Origin of the sequence: Pseudomonas berkeleyensis, from assembly GCF_014109765.1 — a bacterium.
In the GTDB taxonomy this organism is placed as follows: Bacteria; Pseudomonadota; Gammaproteobacteria; order Pseudomonadales; family Pseudomonadaceae; genus Aquipseudomonas; species Aquipseudomonas berkeleyensis.
The window spans coordinates 3,684,503-3,706,450 of the sequence record NZ_CP059139.1; the positions used below are offsets into that span (position 1 = coordinate 3,684,503).

The window sequence follows — 21,948 nt, forward strand, 5'->3', positions numbered from 1 at the left end:
ACGCCTAGCTTAGCGGATGGCTCGCAGCAAGCCCACCGCAGTCAGACTTTGGCCGGCGCGCTCGTAGTCTTGCTACGCGGCTTGAGTTGGGCGGCGGCCAGAGCAGGATCGGCAACCCCCGTCTCGGCACGCATACCGGCGGCGAGGAACGGCACCATCATGCGCATGACCTGCTCGATGGAAGTGTTCACGCCGAAGTCGGTTTCGGCCATGGCACGCAACGCCTTGATACCGGACATACTGAACGCCGCGGCGCCAAGCATGAAGTGCACCCGCCAAAACAGCTCCAACGGCGGAATGCGCGGTGCAGCATCGTGCACCAGCAGCATGTAACGGCGAAATACCTTGCCGTACACCTCTTCCAGGTATTTACGCAGGTGGCCCTGGCTCTGGCTGAACGCCAGGCCGAGCAAACGCATGAAGATGGAGAGATCATTGCCACTACGCGGTTTTACCGCCAGTGCCTGCTCGACCAGCAACTCGAGCAGTTCCTCCAGCGAGACCTGAACGTCGGACTTGGTCTGACGGCGGTCGAGCTCTTTTTCGAGGCTGGCACAGAAAGGCCCGAGAAAGCGCGAGAAGACCGCCTGGATCAGCGCCTTCTTCGAACCGAAGTGATAGTTGACGGCAGCCAGGTTCACCCCGGCCTTGCTGGTGATCAGGCGCAGCGAAGTTTCGGCGAAGCCTTTTTCCGCGAACAGCTGTTCCGCAGCATCGAGAATGCGTTCAACGGTTTCCGACTGAGCCATGAATGATCACCTGACAAACACTCGTTTGAAACATACGTTTCAGCCTATCGAATTGTCAAGTCGCATCGGCCGTCTTTTGGCCAACCGGTCACAGCTTACAACAGGCAATGACGCGCGTTCATCACCCCGCACGACAGCACAGGCAGATAAGGAGAGAAATTGATCGTTGCCAAGAGCAACTTACTGTATATAATCCCAGTCACTGTATAAAAAGACAGAGCCCGCCATGTTGAAACTGACGCCACGCCAAGCCGAGATTCTCGCCTTCATCAAGCGCTGCCTGGAAGACAACGGCTACCCGCCGACCCGGGCGGAAATCGCTCAGGAGCTTGGCTTCAAATCCCCCAATGCTGCCGAGGAGCATCTCAAGGCCCTCGCACGCAAAGGCGCCATCGAGATGACACCGGGCGCCTCCCGCGGCATCCGCATTCCAGGCTTCGAGCCAGGCGCAGCCAATGAAGACGAAGGCCTGCCGGTGATTGGCCGCGTCGCTGCCGGCGCACCGATTCTCGCCCAACAGCACGTAGAAGAATCCTGCCAGATCAACCCGGCATTCTTTCAGCCCAAAGCCGACTATCTGCTACGCGTACGCGGCATGAGCATGAAGGACATCGGTATCTTCGATGGCGACCTGCTCGCCGTACACACCACCCGCGAAGCACGCAACGGCCAGATCGTGGTCGCCCGCATCGATGACGAAGTGACGGTCAAGCGCTTCAAGCGCGAAGGCAACAAAGTCTGGCTGATCGCCGAGAACCCGGAATTTTCCCCGATCGAAGTGGATCTCGAACACCAGGATCTGGTGATCGAAGGCCTGAGCGTCGGCGTGATTCGCCGATAAGCGGCAAAGGAGACTCCCATGCAGTTGCAGCAGTCGTTCGAGCGCCCCCAACTTCCCCTGTTCGACGCTTTTCTCGCGAGCGCGTCTCCCGACGCACTGCTTCCTTCCCCAGAAGACGATCAGGGTTTCAGCGAGTTGGCTCTACGCGGCGCTGCTGGCCACTGCCTGCACTTGCTGGCACCAATTCTCCGGGAGCTGAGCCAGAATCAGGACGCGCGCTGGCTGACCCTGGTCGCGCCTCCAGCCAGCCTGACCCAGGCCTGGTTGCGCGACGCCGGCCTCAACCGCGAGCGCATTCTGCTGCTGCATCCACGCCAAGGGCAGAGTGCGATGGAGCTGGCCGAAGAAGCGCTCAAGCTCGGCCGCAGCCACACCGTGATCAGCTGGCTTCACCCCGTCGAGCACAGTACTCGCCTACGCCTTGCCAAAGCGGCTCGGGCGGGCAACGCGCAGAGCCTCAACATCAGCCTGGGCTGATCGATACACAAACGAAAACGGGCTCCAATGGGAGCCCGTTTTCGTTTGCGACCAACAGTCATCAGTGCAGCACGCGCGGCCCTTCGTCCTCGCTGCTGAAATCACCTTCAGCCAGTCGCCCAGCCATCTGCACGCCCACATTGAGCATGGCCTTGGCCACCTCGACATGCTGGCCCTGCAGGAAAGCCTTGGCATCGGCAGAGAAATCCAGAGTCACCAGCGCCTCTTCATCCTCTGCGCGACGCAGGGCAATACGCCCATCGGGCAGTTCGACGATTTCCAGAAAGGATGTAGGCATGGGTCAGTCTCGGTACGAAAACACGCCATTGTAACAGCCGACAGGGGTCATCCCCAGCCCACTTGTCCAGATATACGCAATCAGCACTCGCTGAGCCCTTCACGGTAGCGCAGCACCAGCGCCTTGAGATCCTGCCGCCAGGCTTCGACATCGTCGAGGCTCAGCTCAATCGGCTCCTCACCCACGCTGACGGCCGTGATCAGCGGCATGGAGGGGTCTACCTTGGCCTTGCGCTCCTCGCGCGGCGGCTGAAACAGCGCAGCATAGGCAGCCAACAGCTGCGCCATCCAGGTTTCGGGCTGTTGCGCCAGCTCAACCAGTTCGGCCAGCTCCGGGCTGGGCGCACCATCGAGTACTGCCTGCTGAACGAAGGCCTCGACACGCGAAGGCGTAGCGTCGTTCATACGGTAGTAGCCGGCAATTTCGTGACACAGTCCGAGCAGTCCGCCATACAGGTGAAACAGCGCTGCTTCGCGCTCGGCCTGCACCAACGCTTGCACGTTGAATGCCGTGGAAGCCTCTGCCTTGCGCCAGTTATCCAAGGCGATACCGGCGAAGAAGATCTTTTGATTGGTGCGGGTATAGATTTCTTTGGCCATTGCGGCGACCTCCACAGCAGATCGGGTCATGATACGCGCGTCAGCCTGTAGCCAGACGCGCATCTCGTCAGAGCACTGAGATCAGCGCTTGTCCTCGACCTTCCACTTCCCACCATCGTAGAACGCACGCCATCCGGTCGGCTTGCCATCGACCTCGGATTGCACGTATTGCTCCTTGGTCTTGCGGCTGTAGCGAATCACTGCTGGGCGGCCATCCGGATCCTTCTGCGGAGCATCGCAAAGGAAGTGATACTTGGGGTCGATCTCATGCTTGTGCGGGACGATCTCCAGCACCAGCGGAGCGCGCGTCTCGCGGTTCTTCGGGAACTGACTGGCGGCGAGGAACAGGCCTGAAGCACCATCACGCAGCACGTAGGTGTCGTCCACCTTCTCGCACTTGAGCTCGGGCATGTCCACCTTGTCCATCTTCGGCGGCGCCGCTTCGCCATTCTTGAGCAGCTTGCGGGTGTTCTTGCAGCTCGTATTGGTGCAACCGAAGAACTTGCCGAAACGGCCGGTCTTGAGCTGCATCTGGCTGCCGCACTTGTCGCACTCCAGGCTCGGGCCTTCGTAGCCCTTGATGCGGTACTGGCCCTGCTCGATCTCGTAGCCGCTGCAATCGGGGTTATTGCCGCAGATATGCAGCTTGCGGGTCTCATCCAGCAGGTAAGCGTCCATGGCGGTGGAGCAGATCGGGCAGCGATGCTTGCCGAGCAACACCAGCGACTCCGACTCGCCCTCGTCGTCTGCTGCGATCTCATCGCCCGGCACCAGGTTGATGGTGGCCTTGCAGCGCTCCTTCGGCGGCAGCGCATAACCGGAACAGCCGAGGAACACGCCGGTAGAGGCGGTACGGATCATCATCGGCCGACCGCACTCGCGGCAGGGGATGTCAGTCAGGGTCGGCTGGTTGGCACGCATGCCACCCTCGCCGGCTTCGGCTGCTTCGAGCTTCTTCTTGAAGTCGCCGTAGAACTCGTCGAGCAGGTTCTTCCACTCGCGCTCACCTTGGGCCACATCGTCGAGATGCTCTTCCATGGTGGCAGTGAAGCTGTAATCCATCAGGTTGGCGAAGCTCTCGTCGAGACGCTCGGTGACGATGTCACCCATCTTCTCGGCATAGAAGCGACGATTGTGCACCGTGACGTAGCCACGATCCTGAATGGTGGAAATGATCGCCGCATAGGTGGACGGGCGACCGATACCGCGCTTTTCCAGCTCCTTGACCAGGCTGGCTTCGGAATAACGCGCCGGCGGCTTGGTGAAATGCTGGCTGGGGTCGAGCTGGATCAGCTTGAGGCCCTCGCCTTCCTTCATTTCCGGCAGGACATCGTCCTCGCCCGGCTTGCTCTGCTGCGGCAGCACACGGGTGTAACCGTCGAACTTGAGGATACGGCCCTTGGCGCGCAACTCGAAGTCGCCAGCAGCAACGGTGACGCTGGTGGACAGGTATTCAGCCGGCGGCATCTGGCAGGCCACGAACTGGCGCCAGATCAGGTCGTACAGGCGCTCAGCATCGCGTTCCATGCCGGACAGCTGGGTCGGGCGCAGGTTGACGTCGGACGGACGAATCGCTTCGTGCGCCTCCTGAGCGCCTTCCTTGCTCGAATACAGGTTGGGCTTGCCCGGCAGGTACTTGTCGCCGTACTCGCTGCCGATGAAGCCACGCACCATCTCCACCGCGTCGTTGGACAGGTTGGTCGAGTCGGTACGCATATAGGTGATGTAGCCGGCCTCGTAGAGACGCTGAGCCATCATCATGGTCTTCTTCACGCCGAAGCCCAGGCGGTTGCTCGCCGCCTGCTGCAGGGTCGAGGTAATGAAAGGCGCTGAGGGCTTGCTGCTGGTCGGACGGTCTTCGCGCTTGACCACGCTGTAGCTGGAAGCCTTGAGCTTCTCCAGCGCGGCCATGGCCTGTGCTTCGTTGACCGGCTTGAAGGCGGCACCACCTTCGCGCACCACCTCGAAACGCACCTTGGCGTTCTTCGCGGTACCGAGATCAGCGTGCACTTCCCAGTATTCTTCCGGGACGAAGGCGCGGATTTCTTTCTCACGCGCCACGACCAACTTCACCGCCACCGACTGCACACGACCGGCAGACAGACCGCGAGCGATCTTCGCCCACAGCAGCGGCGAGACCATATAGCCGACCACACGGTCGAGGAAACGCCGCGCCTGCTGGGCGTTGACGCGGTTGATATCCAGCTCGCCGGGCTTGGAGAAGGCTTCCTGAATCGCCTTCTTGGTGATTTCGTTGAACACCACGCGCTTGTAGCGGCTGTCATCGCCACCGATGGATTCGCGCAGGTGCCAGGCAATGGCTTCCCCCTCGCGATCCAAGTCGGTTGCGAGATAGATGGTGTCGGCATCCTTGGCCAGGCGGCGCAGCTCTTCGATCACCTTTTCCTTGCCGGGCAGGATCTCGTACTTGGCCTTCCAGCCGTGCTCGGGGTCGACCCCCATACGCGTGAACAGCTGGCGTTTGGCCTTCTCCTTGGGCGACAGCGCAGGCGCTTCACCGGCCGCCTTGCCACGCTTGGCAGGCTCCTTGGTGGCGCTTGCCGAGCCGCTGGTAGGCAGGTCACGGATATGGCCGATGCTCGACTTCACCACGTACTGGCTGCCCAGGTACTTGTTGATGGTCTTGGCCTTGGCCGGGGATTCCACGATGACCAGCGATTTGCCCATGGATCAGAAAATTCCTGAATTGCGAAATATAGAAGGCAGGGAGCCTTGAGGCCCCGCTATATATAGTGGTGACCGCGCGAAGGTCAAGCGCAGGGGCTGCGCAGTCAGACTTCCGAACTGCCGATAGGGCTGACTTCGGCCTGAACCAAAGCAAAGCGTGGAACACGCTTGCCGTCCACCTCGATCTCTTCACGGAACATGCTCAGCGGCCGCACCCACAGACCAAACTCGCCGTACAACGCCTGGTAGACCACCACCTCTTCCTCGCTCTCGGAATGGCGCGCCACCCCGAATACGCGGTACTGCGGGCCTTTGTAATGACGATAGAGTCCTGGCTGCAACTGCATGAGCTATTCCCAAAATAAAAAGCCGTAAAAAGCAAAACCGGGGCACTGGGCCCCGGTTTCTGTCCGCTGACGCTTAAACGCGCTCGAAGACGGTGGTGATGCCTTGGCCAAGGCCCACGCACATGGTGGAGACACCGAAAGTGCCGCCGTTCTGCTTCATGACGTTGAGCAGGGTACCGGAGATACGGGCCCCGGAACAACCGAAGGGGTGACCCAGAGCGATCGCGCCGCCGTGCAGGTTGACCTTCTCTTCCATCTTGTCGAGCAGCTTCAGATCCTTCAGCACCGGCAGGGCCTGGGCCGCGAAGGCTTCGTTGAGTTCGACGAAATCGATGTCAGCCATGCTCAGACCGGCACGCTTGAGCGCCTTCTGCGTGGACGGCACCGGGCCGTAACCCATGATCGCCGGATCGACACCGGCAACGGCCATGGCGCGAACCACTGCCATCGGCTGGATGCCCAGATCCTGAGCACGCTGGGCGCTCATGACGATCATGCAGGAAGCACCGTCGGTGATCTGCGAGGAAGTACCCGCAGTCACGGTGCCGCCTTTCGGGTTGAACGCAGGCTTCAGCGCAGCCAGGCTCTCCAGGGTGGTTTCCGGACGAATGGTTTCGTCGAAGTCGTACATCTTCAGGAAACCGTTCTCGTCGTAGCCTTGCATCGGGATGATTTCATCCTTGAACTTGCCTTCGACGGTGGCCTTGTGTGCCAAGCGGTGCGAACGCTCACCGAAGGCGTCCTGCTGCTCGCGGCTGATACCGTGCATCTTGCCCAGCATCTCGGCGGTCAGGCCCATCATGCCGGACGCCTTGGCGGCGTACAGCGACAGGTGCGGGTTCGGGTCGACGCCGTGCATCATGCCGACGTGGCCCATGTGCTCCACACCGCCGACGACGAACACGTCGCCGTTGCCGGTCTGGATCGCCTGCACGGCAGTGTGCAGGGCGCTCATGGACGAACCACACAGACGGCTAACGGTCTGGCCGGCGCTGGTGTGCGGGATCTGGGTCATCAGCGACGCCATGCGCGCGATGTTCCAGCCCTGCTCCAGGGTCTGGTTGACGCAGCCCCAGATCACGTCTTCCACTTCGGCCGGATTGACCTTGGCGTTACGCTCCAGCAGCTTGCTGATCAGCTGCGCCGACATGGTTTCAGCGCGGGTGTTACGGTGCATGCCGCCCTTGGAACGACCCATCGGGGTACGACCGAAGTCGACGATCACTGCATCTCTAGGATTCAGGCTCATATATTCATTCTCGCTCTAGTCGTTGCGCGCTTAACCGAAGAACTTCTGGCCCTTGGCGGCCATTTCGCGAAGTTTGACGGTCGGGTGGTACAGCGCGCCCAGGTCGGCGTACTTGTCGGCCAGGGCGACGAACTCGGCGACACCGATGGAATCGATGTAGCGCAGCGCACCGCCGCGGAAGGGAGGGAAGCCGATGCCGTAGATCAGGCCCATATCGGCCTCAGCTGCGGTGTCGACGATGCCGTCTTCCAGGCAACGAACGGTTTCCAGGCACAGCGGGATCATCATGAAGTTGATGATGTCCTCGTCAGTGACTTCACGCTCTTCGACCACGATGGACTTGAGCAGCTCGTAGGCCGCAGGGTCGGAGACCTTCTTCGGCTTGCCGCGCTTGTCGGTCTCGTAGGCGTAGAAGCCCTTGCCATTCTTCTGGCCCAGGCGGTTGGCTTCGTACATCACGTCGACGGCGGTCTTGCCTTCCACGGCCATACGATCCGGGAAGCCTTCGGCCATCACATCACGGCCGTGGTGACCGGTGTCGATGCCGACCACGTCGGAGAGGTAAGCCGGGCCCATGGGCCAGCCGAACTTCTCCATGATCTTGTCGATGCGCACGAAGTCGACGCCGAAGCCCAGCAGCTTGGAGAAGCCGCCGAAATACGGGAATAGTACGCGGTTGACCAGGAAGCCGGGGCAGTCGTTGACCACGATCGGGTTCTTGCCCATCTTCTTGGCGTAGGCAACGGTGGTGGCTACGGCCACTTCGCTGGACTTCTCGCCACGGATGACTTCCACCAGCGGCATCATGTGCACCGGGTTGAAGAAGTGCATGCCGACGAAGTTTTCCGGACGCTTGAGCGCCTGGGCCAGCAGGCTGATGGAGATGGTCGAGGTATTGGAGGCCAGGATGGCGTCTTCACGCACGACAGCTTCCACCTCGGCCAGCACGATCTGCTTGACCTTGGGGTTCTCGACCACAGCTTCGACGACGATATCGACGTTGCCGAAATCACCGTAGGACATGGTCGGGCGAATGGCGTTGAGGGCTTCGGCCATCTTCGCCGGAGTCATGCGGCCTTTCTCGACGCGCTTGCCAAGCAGCTTGGACGCCTCGTTCAGGCCCATCTGGATACCCTCTTCACGGATATCCTTCATCAGGATCGGCGTACCTTTGGAAGCCGACTGATAGGCGATACCGCCGCCCATGATGCCAGCGCCGAGGACGGCAGCCAGTTTCACGTCGCGAGCGATTTCGTCATGGTGCTTGGCCTTCTTCTTCAGTTCCTGATCGTTCAGGAACAGACCGATCAGGCTCTCGGCGACCGAGGTCTTGGCCAGCTTGACGAAGCCGGCGGCCTCGACTTCCAGCGCCTTGTCACGACCGAGGTTGGCAGCTTTCTGAATGGTCTTGATGGCTTCGACTGGAGCCGGGTAGTTCGGACCGGCCTGGCCAGCGACGAAACCTTTGGCGGTCTCGAAGCACATCATTTGCTCGATGGCGTTGAGCTTGAGCTTTTCCAGCTTGGGCTGACGCTTGGCCTTGTAGTCCAGCTCGCCGGAGATGGCGCGCTTGACCAGATCCAGAGCAGCGGCCTGCAGTTTATCTGCGCTGACCACAGCATCGACGGCGCCCACTTTCAGGGCGTCTTCGGCACGGTTTTCCTTGCCCGAGGCGATCCACTCGACGGCGTTGTCGGTACCGATCACGCGCGGCAGACGCACGGTACCGCCGAAGCCCGGGTAGATGCCCAGTTTGACTTCCGGCAGGCCGATCTTGGCGCTATCGCTCATGACACGGTAGTCACCGGCCAGGCACATCTCGAAACCGCCACCCAGGGCGATGCCGTTGATGGCGACAACGGTCGGCACGGCGAGGTCTTCGAAATCACTGAAGATCTTGTTGGCTTCCAGGTTGCCAGCCACCAGTTCTTCGTCGGGCAGTTTGAAGTTGTCGACGAACTCGGTGATATCGGCGCCGACGATGAACACGTCCTTGCCACTGGTGACAATCACGCCCTTGATCGAACCGTCAGCCTTGATCGCGTCGACGGAGGCGCGCAGCTCATTGAGGGTAAGACGGTTGAATTTGTTGACGGACTCACCCTTGAGGTCGAACTTCAATTCGACGATGCCACTCTCAAGAGCCTTAACCGTGATGGCTTTACCTTCGTAAATCATCAACTGATCTCCACGGTATGGAAGCTGAACAGTACACATCGGAGCCAACCGGCAGGCCAGCTCACGGCACAGCCGTCGAGCATAGCTCCAATCGGTACGACACACCCACCGACGCGATATTCGGGCTGTAATGGCGCGCCTAACCAGGCAAACGCTCAATTCATACGCCCGTTTGATTTGGGTGTGCACACCTTCAGGGAAAAGCCTGCGCTTGTCAATTGGCCTCTTTTCGTCGATTTCCCGACGATTTCTGCAGGCCTGGTCATTCGTGGCCTCCAGACAATTTCGATAAACAGCGTCAATATCGCGCCATTGCGGGCGTTTTCGGGTTTGTTGCAGGCATGCCCGAGTGCCTAGCCAAATCGCTACGCTCCGGGTACAGTCGTCTCACTTTCAGCTGGCACAGCGCCATCCGAAGGCAATACAAAAACAAATCGAGCCCCACGATGGGCCACACGGAGTCACCAATGTCGAGCCGCCGTCCGCTTGCATTTCCCCTGAGCGCCCTGCTCGCTTCCCTTTTCGCATTCCTCTCCCCACTCATGCTCAACGCCGCCCCAGCCGACGATCTGCTGCGCCTGCATCAGTTGCGCCTGGCGACGCAGAAGAGCCTCGGCGACTTCTATATGTACAACGGCATGGAGGGGGATCAGCGCTACGCCCGGATGATTGGCGAGTCGTTGCAAGAAGGCCAGGCGCACCTGGATGGCCTGGGCGAGATGCCTGGGGACGCCAGCAAGGCACTGCGTGCGCAATTGCAAAGCAACTGGCAAAACTACCGTAGCGGACTGCAGGCATTGATGGATGCCATGCGCACCCAGGGTTTCACCGACCTGCAACCGGTCGCCGACCTGGCCGACAGCAACCAGCGCCTGATGGCGATCAGCCAGGAGCTGTATCAGAAGATTCAGCAGGAAAGTGGCCAGAGCGTTCCGCCGCTCACGCAGAAAAGCCGTGAGCAGAGCCTGCTGATGCAGAATATCGCTCTGGACTATGCTTCACGCAGCGCCTCGGTCGGCGCCAGCTTCTTCGGCGGCGGCGAGGAACGCGCCATCGACGAGCTGGCTGGCGAATTCGCCAACAAGCTCGACAGCCTCAGCAGTGCCCAGCAGAACACCCCGCAGATCACTGCCGCACTGAACTCCATTGGCACCAAGTGGCGCTATATCGAGAAATCCCTGCGTAACTACAACGAGAACACAGTACCCTTCCTGATCAGCAAGTACTCCGACAGCATCATCGAAGGACTGGAGGGCGTTTCCGCACAATACGCCGCCAGTCAACTGTAATCCCCCTGTTTTCCGGCCTGCCTGGCCCCGTTAGGCCCGGTGTTCGCACCGGGCCTTTCTTTATCCATTGCAGCAAAGTGTCACGACAAATCACCACTTGTCCCACGCAATGGGGCCATACTTGATGCAGAGCCATTTTCAACCTTAGGAGATGTTCGCCATGCCCTATCAGCACATTCTGGTCGCCGTCGACCTGACCGAAGAATGCGATCCCGTGGTGGTTCGCGCACAGAAGCTGGCTCAGGCCAGTGGTGCCAAGATGTCCCTGGTGCACATCGTCGAGCCAATGGCCATGGCGTTTGGCGGCGACGTACCAATGGATCTGTCGATGCTGCAACAGCAGCAGTTCGAGCAGGCGCGTGAACGCCTGGATAGCTTTACCGGCAAGTACCCGGAACTCACTGCAGACCAGCGCCACCTGGCTTACGGCCAGCCGCGCCAGGAAATCCACCGCCTGGCCGAAGAGCAAGGCTGCGACCTGATCGTCGTCGGCAGTCACGGCCGCCACGGTCTGGCCCTGCTGCTCGGCTCCACCGCCAACGACGTGCTGCACGGTGCGCCCTGCGACGTGCTCGCGGTACGTTTGAAGAAAGCGGAAAAAAGCGCCTGACGCCTGGGAGCAATGCCGGATACCGTTCTACGTAGGGCGGGTGCAACCCGCCAGAGTGCTGGTGGCGGGTTACACCCGCCCTACGTTTATCCGCTCAATTGCACCATGACAACACCAAAGTCAGTCGAACGATTCGCCCGCACTCATGATCAGCGGACGAATCTTCTGCAGCTGAGTCTCCAGCGACACCGTCATGCTCGATGACATGGAGAAGAAGGTCAGGAAGGCCTTGAGGTTGGAGTCGCCTTCACAGGTGTCGTGAATGCGCTGCCAGAAGGCCTGATTGACCAACTTGAGTTGCAGGAACAGGCGAACCAGCCCCTTCAATTCCCAATCGGCCAAGCGCCCTTCACGCATATTGAAATACTGCCGTGTCAGGTACAGCGAAACGGCGCGCAGGATGAACTCCTGATTATTGGCAAACGGCAGATGGTGCTGCGCCATCGGCCGCAAGCGTCCCAGCAACGGGCACGCGCTGGTGGCCATGATCACCCCGAGCAAGGCACGCAACCCCTCCTCCAGGCTCAGATGCTTGGTGTACTCCCGCTCGGGAGTACGCACCCAGACACTGGCTTTCTTGAAGGCCGGCAGGCCACGGAAATCCTCGATCACACGATGCAGGTCGACTGCCGCCGGACAGTGACTGAACTGCTCGCGGCTAAGCGGACAATTGCTGCATTGCTGGTGCCCGAGGCGGGTCCAGGCAGGTGCCTGCCGCGCTTGTTCTGAATCGTACTCACGGTTCAGCTCGATCCTGTAGCTGAACTGATGATTGTCGTCGAGAGTAATGCGGTACTCGATGGCCATGCGGTTCTCCGTCCCCTTTTGAGTCTGTTCCCGTTTTCGACGCAGCTGCGCAAACGGGAACAGCCTCTCTACTAGGCTTCCAGTTCTGCCCAGCGCTCGATCAACCTGTCCAACTCCTTCTGCAGGTCATCGAGGCGCGCCAACACTTGTGTGGTGATCTGCGACGCTTGCTGATAGAAGCCCGGATCGGCGATCTGCGCCTGCAGACCCGCCATTTCCTGCTCCAGGGCATCGATCTGCCCGGGAATCGCTTCCAGCTCGCGCTGCAGCTTGTAACTCAGTTTCTTTTTCGGCTCGGCCACGGCATCTGCCGTGGCCTGAGTTGCTGCGGAGGGGGCTACTGTCTCGACAATCGCACTCGCCAGCTCGGCCTTGCCCGACTTGGTCTCGCCAACGCCCAACAGACGTGGCGACCCACCCTGACGCAGCCAGTCCTGATAGCCACCGACGTACTCACGCACCTTGCCTTCGCCCTCGAATACCAGGGTGCTGGTGACCACGTTATCGAGAAATGCCCGGTCGTGGCTGACCATCAGCACGGTGCCCTGGAAGCTCAACAGCACTTCCTCGAGTAGCTCCAGGGTTTCCACGTCCAGGTCGTTGGTCGGTTCGTCCAGTACCAGCAGGTTCGCCGGTTTGCTGAACAACTTGGCCAACAGCAGGCGCGCACGCTCGCCACCGGAAAGTGCTTTCACCGGTGTACGCGCACGTTGCGGGCTAAACAGGAAGTCTCCGAGATAGCTGAGGACATGACGGCTCTGACCGTCGATGACAATGAAGTCGCGCCCCTCAGCCAGGTTGTCGATAACGGTCTTTTCCGGCTCCAACTGATGACGCAACTGATCGAAGTACGCCACCTCCAGCTTCGTACCTGCCACTATCGTGCCAGTAGTGGGTTCAAGGTCGCCGAGCAGCAGTTTCAACAGCGTGGTCTTGCCGGTGCCGTTGGCTCCGAGCAGACCGATACGATCACCACGCTGCAGCACCAGAGAGAAATCGCGCACCAGCGGCACTCCCCCTGCGTGCGCAAAACTGACATTTTCTGCCACTATCACCTGCTTGCCGGATTTGTCCGCCGTCTCGATCTGGATGCTCGCCTTGCCCTGGCGCTCACGCCGCTCGGAGCGCTCCGCACGCATCGCCTTGAGCGCACGTACACGTCCTTCGTTACGGGTACGACGCGCCTTGATGCCCTGGCGAATCCACACCTCTTCCTGCGCCAGACGCTTGTCGAACAACGCGTTGGCCGTTTCCTCGGCAGCGAGCTGCTGCTCCTTGTGCACCAGGAAGCTGGCATAGTCGCCGTTCCAGTCGATCAGGCCGCCACGATCCAGTTCGAGGATGCGCGTAGCCAGGTTCTGCAGGAAGGAGCGGTCGTGGGTGATGAACAGTACGGCGCCGCCAAAGTCCTTCAATGCTTCTTCGAGCCAGGCGATGGCGCCGATATCCAGGTGGTTGGTGGGTTCGTCGAGCAGCAGCAGGTCGGGCTCGGAGACCAGGGCCTGGGCCAGCAGCACGCGACGGCGCCAGCCACCGGAGAGCTCGGCCAGGGTCTTGTCCGCCGGCAGCTGCAGGCGACTCAGGGTGCTGTCGACCAGTTGCTGCAGGCGCCAACCGTCTTTGGCTTCCAGTTCCTGCTGCACGTGCATCAGTTGCTCGAGGTCGTCATCGCCATGGATGTTCTGCGCCAGGTGGTGATAACGCGCCAGCAACTCGCCAACGCCAGCCAGGCCTTCGGCGACCACATCGAACACCGTGCGCTCGTCGGCACGCGGCAACTCCTGCGGCAATTCACCGATCTTCAGCCCCGGCGCGCGCCAGATCTCGCCGTCATCGGCTGTCTGATCGCCCTTGACCAGACGCAGCATGCTCGATTTGCCAGTACCGTTGCGGCCGATGATGCACACCCGTTCGCCCCGGGCAATCTGCCAGGACACGCCGTCGAGCAGGGGCATGGCGCCAAAGGCGAGGGATACATCGGCAAACTTGAGCAGGGTCATGGGCATCTCCAGAAACAGGGGGCGCATTCTACCCGAGTTGCAGACAGCCTGTAGCCGTTTCCACCCCGGTAGCCGGTGCTTCGGCAACGCACCTGCAATGGCACTGCGCCACGCATTTTTTCTGCATGTGTCCATCTGACGCGACGGCATTCACCGCGCCCCGCCGAAGCGCTAAGCTAAAGGCATGCAACGATATGGAACCTGTTGCCCCACTCTCTGCTTGCCCCCTGGAAATGCCATGCGCGGTCGCCTTCTTTCTGTAGTTTCCTGCCTGATCTTCACCACCACTGCTGGCCTGGCCAGTGCCCAAGCCGCCAACCTGACGCAGCAACGCCAGTACTACGACGAAGCCAAGCGTGCCCTGGCCAAGGGCGACGCAGGCCCTTACCAGCGCTATGCCAGTGCCCTGCGCGACTATCCGCTGACGCCCTACTTGGCCTATGACGAGCTGACCAATCGCCTGAGATCGGCGAGCAATGCGGAAGTAGAAAAGTTTCTTGCCGAACATGGTGACCTGCCCCAGGCCAGCTGGATGAAACTGCGCTGGTTGCGCGCTCTGGCCGAACGGGGTGACTGGAAACCCTTCCTCGACCACTACGACGCCAAGCTCAATTTCACCGAACTGGATTGCCTCTACGGCCAATACCAGCTCAGCCATGGCCTGACCGCCGAAGGCAACGCCACCGCCGAGAAGCTCTGGCTGGTGGGCAAATCCCAACCCAACGCCTGCGATCCGCTGTTCGAGCGCTGGGCCGCCAATGGCCAGCTCACCGAGCAACGTCGCTGGCAGCGCACCAAGCTGGCGGTGGAAAGTGGCAACTACGGCCTGGCCAACTTCCTGATCAAGGGCATGCCGACGCTTGGCGAACGCGGCAAACTGATGGTCGAGGTGGCGCAGAAACCGCAACTGCTGAAGAACACCGCACGCTTCGCGCCAGCCGATGACGCCATGAGCGATGTGGTCGGCCTCGGCCTGCGCCGTCTGGCCCGGCAAAATCCGGAAGATGCCATGGCCCTGCTCGACGGCTATGCCCAGCGCATGAAGTTCTCTTCCGACGAACAAGTCGCCATCGCCCGGCAGATTGGCCTGCGCCTGGCGCAGCGCTTCGACCTGCGCGGCCTGCAGGTGATGACCAAATACGATCCGGAGCTGCGTGACAATACGGTCAGCGAGTGGCGTGCACGCCTGTTGCTGCGCCATGGCCGCTGGGATGAAGCCTATCAGCTGACCCAACGCATGCCGTCCGACCTGGCCAGCAGCAACCGCTGGCGCTACTGGAATGCACGCAGTCTGCAGTTGGCCCAACCCAACAGCCAGCAACCGGCAGTGCTGTTCCAGGCTCTGGCCAAGGAACGCGACTTCTATGGCTTCATGGCGGCGGATCAGGTCAAGGCGCCCTATCAGTTGAACAACCAGCCGCTGGCACTCGATCCGAAGGTGGTGCAGAAAGTGCGCAACACCGCCGGTATCAAGCGCGCCATGGAATTCCATGCACGCGGCCAGATCGTCGATGGGCGCCGTGAGTGGTACCACGTCAGCCGTCTGTTCAGCCGCGACGAGCTGGTGGCCCAGGCACGCCTCGCATACGAAATGGAATGGTACTTCCCGGCCATTCGCACCATCAGCCAGGCCCAGTACTGGGACGACCTGGAAGTGCGCTTCCCCATGGCCCACCGCAGCGAACTGGTACGCGAAGCCAAGCGCCGTGACCTGCATTCGAGCTGGGTGTTCGCCATCACCCGCCAGGAGAGTGCCTTCATGGCCGACGCCCGCTCTCACGCCGGCGCCATGGGCCTGATGCAGCTGATGCCGGGTACAGCCAAGGAAACCGCGCGCAAGTTCGGCATCCCCCTGGCGTCGCCACAGCAGGCGCTCAACCCGGACACCAACATCCAGCTGGGCGCTGCCTACCTGAGCCAGGTCTATGGCCAGTTCAACGGCAACCGCGTGCTCGCTTCGGCTGCCTACAACGCCGGCCCCGGTCGTGTACGTCAGTGGCTGCGGGGCGCCAATCACCTGAGTTACGACGTCTGGGTGGAAAACATTCCATTCGACGAGACCCGCCAGTACGTGCAGAACGTGCTGTCCTACTCGGTGATCTACGGCCAGAAGCTCAATGCGCCGCACCCGCTGGTGGCGTGGAACGAGCGTTTCTTCGACGACCAGTAAAACAAAAGCCCCGATCGGGCAGGTGTGCGATCGGGGCTCTCTACTTTCTGTACTAGGGCAAAACGGCACTTCATTTCAGTCCAGTGCCGCGCGACGAAGACAGTCGCGCCACTTCATGATTCAGCTGTTTCGGCCGCGAGCGGATCGTCCGGTGCGCACGGCGCACCCTACTCCAGCACTTCGACCGTCATTCCTACCTGCAGCTCACCAATGCCTCGTGGCAGCAGATTCTGTCCGAAGTAAACGTCTCCATCGCGCTCCCGATAAGTCTTGAGCGTAGCCAGCGGTTCGCGCTGGGCATTGCGCTCGCCGGTCTGCGGATCGATGGTGGTGAGGATGCAGCGCGAGCAACCCTTGGCTACCTCGAACTCCACTTCGCCGATGCGAATGCGCTTCCAGCTGTCTTCGGCATACGGCTCACTGCCGGTGACGACCAGATTGGGGCGAAAACGCAGCATGGAAAGCGGCTGCCCGACACGCTGGGAAAGATCGTCCAGCGACGCCTGACCAATCAGCAGCAACGGAAAACCATCGGCGAATGCCACACGATCCCCTGGCTGGGCGTAGGCGGTATCGACCTGACGGGTACGTTCCTCCGGCACCTGCACCAAGCGGCAGGATTTGCCCAAGAATGCGCTGAGCCATTCAGCCGCTTCATCGCCGGCATCCGGCACGCGCAGGCTGTCACGCCAAACGATAACGCCGCGTAGCTCCTGCTCAGGGTCAGGCAGCGTTACCGATAGGTCGTCACGACCCGGCGCACTCAAGGTCAGGCCGCCACGCGCATCGTACAGGGCGCTCAGCTGGCTCATCTGCGGCAACAGGCGTTGGGTGATGAAACGGCCATTGTCGGCGTCGACCAACATCCAGCGCCGATCGCCCTGCAGGCCAAGACCGTGAACCGCACTGCGCTGCAACACTTCGCCGCGGCCGGACTTGAGCGGATAACGGTACAGTCCAGAGAGACTCAGCATGGGGCAGCTTCCTGTTGGCAAAACGCCGTTATACGAGCTGACGGCGATGCTCACAAGCACCAAGACTGGGGAAAATTAGCAGATCAGCTGCGAACACAAGCGGCCATCAGCGCTCGGAGGGCGTTACCCGCCCTACGCCAACGCTAGCGGGGTTCGTCCAGCTCCAGCCGTTGACGAACCACGTCTACCAGCTTGTCCGGCTGGAACTTGGAGAGGAAGTTGTCGCAACCGACCTTCTTCACCATCGCCTCGTTGAAGCTGCCGGACAACGAGGTATGCAGCACCACATAAAGATCCTTGAGGCGCGGGTCGTTGCGGATCTCGCTGGTCAGACGATAACCGTCCATTTCCGGCATCTCAGCATCGGTGAAGATCATCAGCAGCTTGTCGGTCATGACCTCGTCGGTGTCAGCCCACTTCTTCAGCAGGTTGAGGGCTTTCAGACCGTCGCTGGCCATGTGCAGCCGCACGCCCAGTTGCGACAGGGTATCGCGCAGCTGGCTGAGAGCGACGCTGGAGTCGTCCACCAGCAGCACTTCGCGTCCGCGCGCCTTTTCCAGCAGCGGATCGGCGAGCTTCTCCTCGGAGACTTTGGTGCTCATCGGCACGATCTCGGCCAGCACCTTTTCCACGTCGATGACCTCGACGATCTGCTCGTCGACCTTGGTGATGGCGGTCAGGTAATGCTGACGGCCGGCTCCGCCGGGCGGAGGCTGGATCGACTCCCAGTTGAGGTTGAGGATGCGATCCACGCTGCCGACCAGGAACGCCTGTACCGAGCGGTTGTACTCGGTGACGATGATGGTGCTGCGCTCATCCGGCACCAGTGGGCGCATGCCGATGGCCTGGGACAGGTCGATCACCGGCAGGGTCTGACCGCGCAGGTTGACCACGCCACAGACAAAGCGGTGACGCTGCGGCATCAAGGTCAGCTTGGGCATCTGCAGGACTTCCTGCACCTTGAACACGTTGATGGCGAACAGTTGCCGACCGGCCAGGCGGAACATGAGGATTTCCAGGCGGTTCTCGCCGACCAGTTGCGTGCGTTGATCTACTGAATCGAGGATGCCGGCCATCTTGTGCTCCAAGGTGTATGTATTGAGTCTAGTCTGCCGTTCGGGTTATCGGCGGACTGCCGGCAGACTGAAGCATTGCTGGCGCGCAGCCATCATGCCTTAGCCCTCTTCACCTGACCAGCGACCGAGCAACGGCGAATGCTTCGGCAAATGCAGACGCAATGCATCGGGTTCGGCGCTGAAGCGCAAGCCCTTGCTTTCCATCGGCTCGCCATCGAGATTCAAGTCCAGCCCTTCCAGCGCCTCCACCTCGAGCCAGGGCAGCCGCGCGCTGACCGCAACGCTCTGCACACCATGCATGCCGCCCGAGAGCAGCGTGCCCAAGGTGCTCACCACATCCTGCGCGGCAGGAACAATGCATACGTCCAGCAGGCCATCGTCGATGGTCGCATCCGGGCAGAGCAGATGCCCACCGCCAGCCTGACGGCCATTCCCAATGCCCAACGCCAGAAACTCCCCCTGCCATTCGAAATCCGGCCCATGAAAACGACCGGCAGCCGCACGTACTTCGGAAAAGCGACTGAGCCCAGTGAGCAGATAAGCGGCGCCACCGAGGACTTTCTTGAGTTCTTCCGGGGTATTGGCAGTGACGTTGGAACCGAAACCGCCGGTGGCCATGTTCAGAAAAGCGCGCTCGCCGGCCATGCCCACGTCCACGGCCACGGGTTCGACCTCGAGCAGCGCCAGCGCGGCAGCAGGCGTCAGCGGAATGCCAGCGGCGTGGGCGAAATCATTGGCCGTACCCAGCGGTAGCAGAGCCAGGCTCGCATCGCTCTGTGCCTTGACCAGCGCCTCGACCACATCGCGCAAGGTACCATCGCCACCACCGGCGATCAGCGTTGGGTAACCGGCTGCCAATCCTTCCTCGACCAGCCGCTCGGCGTCGCCGCCTTCCCAGGTCAGGCGCACAGCCAGATCCCAGCCACGTTCACGCAGGCCGTTTACCGCCGCTCTCACCTCTTCGTTCAACGCCTGCTTGCCATGCAGGATCAGCCAGGCCTTGCGCTCGCGCATCGCAGTCCTCCTTGAAAGGATCAGCGAAAGCCTAGTGCTTGGCCTTCGCGAAAATTAATCAAATTAATAGATATTGAAACGGCAAATATTGCGCTTTTAAATCGACCAATCCAAATGGATCATTCATCCATCAACGCTGCACGGGACTGACCCCGTGCATGACTGGAGGATTGACCATGATCGATGTACGTCCGTTCGAACAACTCGGTGGCGCTCACCACGGCTGGCTCAACGCCCGTCACCACTTTTCCTTCGCCGAATACTATGACGCCGAGCGGATGAACTGGGGTCGCCTGCGCGTCTGGAACGACGACGAGATCGCGCCACATTCGGGCTTTCCGCCGCACCCGCATCGCGACATGGAGATCATCACCTACGTCCGCGAAGGTGCGATCAGCCATGAGGACAACCTGGGCAACAAGGGCCGTACCGAGGCTGGCGACGTACAGGTAATGAGTGCCGGCACCGGCATCGCCCACAGCGAGTACAACCTGGAGGATGAAACCACCAAGATCTTCCAGATCTGGATTCAGCCGAACCAGGCCGGCCTGCCGCCCTCCTGGGGCGCCAAGCCGTTCCCCAAAGGCGATCGCGCAGGAGCCTTCGTCACCCTGGCCAGCGGTTACGAGGAGGATGTCGATGCACTGCGTATCCGCACCGACGCCCGCCTAGTGGCCGCCACGGTCAAAGCTGGACAGAGCGCCGAGTACACCCTGCAGCCAGGTCGCAAGGCCTATCTGGTGGGTGCGAGCGGTGCCTTCAGCGTCAACGGTGTGGCTGCCAAGGCACGTGACGGCGTAGCCGTTGCGGATGTCGAGGTGATCCGCGTCGAAGCGCAGGAAGACAGCGAGATCGTGCTGGTGGATGTCGCCTGACGGCAGCCTCAAGCGGCAAGTAGAAATAGCGTAGGGCGTACTCGCGAAGCAGTACGCCGCTGGATTTGTGTAACACCGAGGAGCGGCGGACTGTTCGCTTCGCTCCTGAGTCCGCCCTACGTCCATACGCCCACCGCATGCTCTACGCCGGGTAGCCGGTGATCTTGCGAATGCGCTGGTACAGCGGCTTGAGCTGGCGGTACATGCGCTGGTAAACCTGCCCGTAGAGCTGCTCGTAGGTGCGCTGCGCCGCAGGGTTGGGCTGAAATACCTGGCCGACGCGGGTCATGGCGGCGATGGCTGTCGGATAGTCCGCATGCAGCCCCAGGCCCACCGCGCAGTTGATTGCCGCGCCCAGGCCGCTGGTCTCGTACAGATGTGGCCGTTCGGCCGGCAAACCAAAAATATCGGCCGTCAGCTGCATCGCCGCATCGCTCTGCGAACCACCGCCGGAAACGCGCAGGCGCTCGATACGGGTGCCTGAACGTTTTTCGATACGCTCCTTACCCTGACGCAGGGCATAGGCCAGCCCCTCCAAGATCGCGCGGTAGAGGTGCGCGCGGGTATGTACGTCGCCAAAGCCGATGATCGAACCCTTGGCTTCCAACCCCGGCTCGCGGATTCCCGGCGTCCAGTACGGCTGCAGCATCAGGCCCATGGAACCCGGCGGCACCGCGTTGACCAACTCGTCGAACAGCGCCTCGGGCGGTACGCCCAACGCCTCGGCACGCTGCATCTCGCGCAGGCCAAACTCGCGCTTGAACCAACTGACCATCCAGAAACCGCGGTAGATCATCACCTCGGTGTTGAAGTGGTTCGGCAGCGCCGCCGGATACGGCGGGATCAGCGGAATGGTTTCCAGGTAACGGCTGCGCGTGGTGTTGATGGTGGCCGTGGTGCCGTACGAGAGGCACGCCGTGCTGGGCTCCAGCGCACCGGAACCCAGTACCTCGCAGGCCTTGTCGGCGCCGGCAGCGATCAGCGGCAGTCCCTCGGGAATACCGGTATGGCGGCTGGCCTCGGCACTGATCTGGCCCAGTCGCTCACCCGGCTTGAACAGCTCGGGCAGTTGCTCGCGGCGCACCTTCAGCGCCTGCCATTTCCAGTCGCCGGGCGCGGCCCAACACAGGCGCTTGTAATCGAACGGCAGGTAGGCCACGCAACTGCTGGTCGAGTCAACGAAGCGGCCACACAGGCGATGGGTGAGAAAACCCGAGAGCAACAGCACCTTGTGCGCGCGATCGGCGATGTCCGGCTGATGCTGGGCAACCCAGTTGACCTCGGCCTGGCCACGAAAGTGATCGACCGCCTCTTCGGCGCGCACCAGCTTGAACAACCAGCCCCACAGGCCCTGGATACGCCCCGCCACATCAGCGCGACGCTGGTCGAGCCAGAGAATTGCCGGGCGCAGCGGTGCGCCCTGCTCATCGACGTGAATGATGCTGCCGCGCTGGGTGGTAACAGCAACGCCGCGGATCAGGCTGCGGTCGATATCCACCTGCTGCCACAGCAGGCGGCAGGCTTCGCCGAGACTGGCCCAGTAGTACTCCGGATCCTGTTCGGCCCAGCCTGGCTGGCTGGAGAAATAGGGGTCGAGCTCGACCTTGCCCTTGGCGAGCAGGTTGCCGTTGGTATCGAACAGCAGCGCCCGCACGCTCTGGGTGCCGTTGTCGATGCTCAGCAGGTAGCTTGGTTCGCTCAAGGTGT

The 21,948-nt window shown here is 61.3% G+C and carries 19 protein-coding genes; 6 read left to right on the forward strand and 13 right to left on the reverse strand.

Annotation, left to right across the window (positions count from 1 at the left end; genetic code table 11):
* Window positions 1-41: 41 nt before the first annotated feature.
* Window positions 42-749 (reverse strand): TetR/AcrR family transcriptional regulator, encoded by a 708-nt coding sequence (locus tag HS968_RS17070; RefSeq protein ID WP_179622023.1) that lies wholly within the window; start codon window positions 747-749, stop codon window positions 42-44.
* A 226-nt stretch (window positions 750-975) separates the two neighbouring features.
* Between HS968_RS17070 and lexA the strand changes: the two genes are divergently transcribed.
* Complete coding sequence (gene lexA, locus HS968_RS17075; protein WP_106736365.1) at window positions 976-1,590, forward strand: transcriptional repressor LexA; 615 nt, start codon at window positions 976-978, stop codon at window positions 1,588-1,590.
* An 18-nt stretch (window positions 1,591-1,608) separates the two neighbouring features.
* Window positions 1,609-2,067: an SOS-induced cell division inhibitor SulA gene (sulA, locus tag HS968_RS17080; protein WP_182367413.1), complete on the forward strand. Its 459-nt coding sequence runs from the start codon at window positions 1,609-1,611 to the stop codon at window positions 2,065-2,067.
* A gap of 61 nt (window positions 2,068-2,128) precedes the next feature.
* On the opposite strand, the gene HS968_RS17085 is transcribed toward sulA, so the two are convergent.
* The 6 genes from HS968_RS17085 to fadB all read right to left on the reverse strand — a co-directional run bounded on the left by HS968_RS17085 (window position 2,129) and on the right by fadB (window position 9,426).
* A complete protein-coding gene (locus HS968_RS17085) occupies window positions 2,129-2,365 on the reverse strand; it encodes a hypothetical protein (RefSeq protein ID WP_106736367.1) in 237 nt (78 codons plus the stop codon).
* An 80-nt stretch (window positions 2,366-2,445) separates the two neighbouring features.
* Window positions 2,446-2,964 (reverse strand): DUF6586 family protein, encoded by a 519-nt coding sequence (locus HS968_RS17090; RefSeq protein ID WP_182367416.1) that lies wholly within the window; start codon window positions 2,962-2,964, stop codon window positions 2,446-2,448.
* A gap of 81 nt (window positions 2,965-3,045) precedes the next feature.
* Window positions 3,046-5,652, reverse strand: a complete 2,607-nt coding sequence (gene topA / locus HS968_RS17095) for a type I DNA topoisomerase (protein WP_182367418.1) — start codon at window positions 5,650-5,652, stop codon at window positions 3,046-3,048.
* Between the two features lie 104 nt (window positions 5,653-5,756).
* Entirely contained in the window at window positions 5,757-5,999 is a 243-nt protein-coding gene (locus HS968_RS17100; RefSeq protein ID WP_119692840.1) for a DUF1653 domain-containing protein, read from the reverse strand.
* Window positions 6,000-6,072: 73 nt separating this feature from the next.
* Window positions 6,073-7,248: an acetyl-CoA C-acyltransferase FadA gene (fadA, locus tag HS968_RS17105; protein WP_119692841.1), complete on the reverse strand. Its 1,176-nt coding sequence runs from the start codon at window positions 7,246-7,248 to the stop codon at window positions 6,073-6,075.
* A 30-nt stretch (window positions 7,249-7,278) separates the two neighbouring features.
* Window positions 7,279-9,426, reverse strand: coding sequence for a fatty acid oxidation complex subunit alpha FadB (gene fadB, locus HS968_RS17110; protein ID WP_182367421.1), 2,148 nt, complete (start codon window positions 9,424-9,426; stop codon window positions 7,279-7,281).
* A 467-nt stretch (window positions 9,427-9,893) separates the two neighbouring features.
* On the opposite strand from fadB, the gene HS968_RS17115 reads away from it, so the two are divergent.
* Window positions 9,894-10,715: a hypothetical protein gene (locus HS968_RS17115; protein ID WP_182367424.1), complete on the forward strand. Its 822-nt coding sequence runs from the start codon at window positions 9,894-9,896 to the stop codon at window positions 10,713-10,715.
* Window positions 10,716-10,875: 160 nt separating this feature from the next.
* Window positions 10,876-11,325 (forward strand): universal stress protein, encoded by a 450-nt coding sequence (locus HS968_RS17120; protein ID WP_106742671.1) that lies wholly within the window; start codon window positions 10,876-10,878, stop codon window positions 11,323-11,325.
* Window positions 11,326-11,445: 120 nt separating this feature from the next.
* Here the strand turns inward: HS968_RS17120 and HS968_RS17125 are convergent, their stop codons facing one another.
* On the reverse strand, window positions 11,446-12,132 hold the full coding sequence (locus HS968_RS17125) for a DUF6901 family protein (RefSeq protein ID WP_182367427.1): 687 nt from the start codon (window positions 12,130-12,132) through the stop codon (window positions 11,446-11,448).
* Between the two features lie 71 nt (window positions 12,133-12,203).
* A complete protein-coding gene (locus tag HS968_RS17130; RefSeq protein ID WP_182367430.1) occupies window positions 12,204-14,132 on the reverse strand; it encodes an ATP-binding cassette domain-containing protein in 1,929 nt (642 codons plus the stop codon).
* 238 nt (window positions 14,133-14,370) lie between these two features.
* Between HS968_RS17130 and HS968_RS17135 the strand changes: the two genes are divergently transcribed.
* Window positions 14,371-16,302: a transglycosylase SLT domain-containing protein gene (locus HS968_RS17135; protein ID WP_182367433.1), complete on the forward strand. Its 1,932-nt coding sequence runs from the start codon at window positions 14,371-14,373 to the stop codon at window positions 16,300-16,302.
* Between the two features lie 167 nt (window positions 16,303-16,469).
* Here the strand turns inward: HS968_RS17135 and HS968_RS17140 are convergent, their stop codons facing one another.
* From HS968_RS17140 to yegS, 3 genes are all read right to left on the reverse strand, one after another.
* Complete coding sequence (locus HS968_RS17140) at window positions 16,470-17,276, reverse strand: MOSC domain-containing protein (protein WP_182367436.1); 807 nt, start codon at window positions 17,274-17,276, stop codon at window positions 16,470-16,472.
* Window positions 17,277-17,419: 143 nt separating this feature from the next.
* The gene (locus HS968_RS17145; RefSeq protein ID WP_182367438.1) at window positions 17,420-18,352 is read right to left on the reverse strand and encodes a chemotaxis protein CheV; all 933 of its coding nucleotides are present in this window, start codon (window positions 18,350-18,352) and stop codon (window positions 17,420-17,422) included.
* 99 nt (window positions 18,353-18,451) lie between these two features.
* Window positions 18,452-19,366 carry a lipid kinase YegS gene (gene yegS / locus HS968_RS17150; protein WP_182367441.1) on the reverse strand — a complete coding sequence of 305 codons (915 nt, stop codon included), beginning with the start codon at window positions 19,364-19,366 and terminating at the stop codon, window positions 18,452-18,454.
* 176 nt (window positions 19,367-19,542) lie between these two features.
* On the opposite strand from yegS, the gene HS968_RS17155 reads away from it, so the two are divergent.
* On the forward strand, window positions 19,543-20,241 hold the full coding sequence (locus tag HS968_RS17155) for a pirin family protein (RefSeq protein WP_119692850.1): 699 nt from the start codon (window positions 19,543-19,545) through the stop codon (window positions 20,239-20,241).
* A 142-nt stretch (window positions 20,242-20,383) separates the two neighbouring features.
* Here the strand turns inward: HS968_RS17155 and HS968_RS17160 are convergent, their stop codons facing one another.
* Window positions 20,384-21,943, reverse strand: a complete 1,560-nt coding sequence (locus HS968_RS17160; RefSeq protein ID WP_182367444.1) for an FGGY-family carbohydrate kinase — start codon at window positions 21,941-21,943, stop codon at window positions 20,384-20,386.
* Window positions 21,944-21,948: the final 5 nt, after the last annotated feature.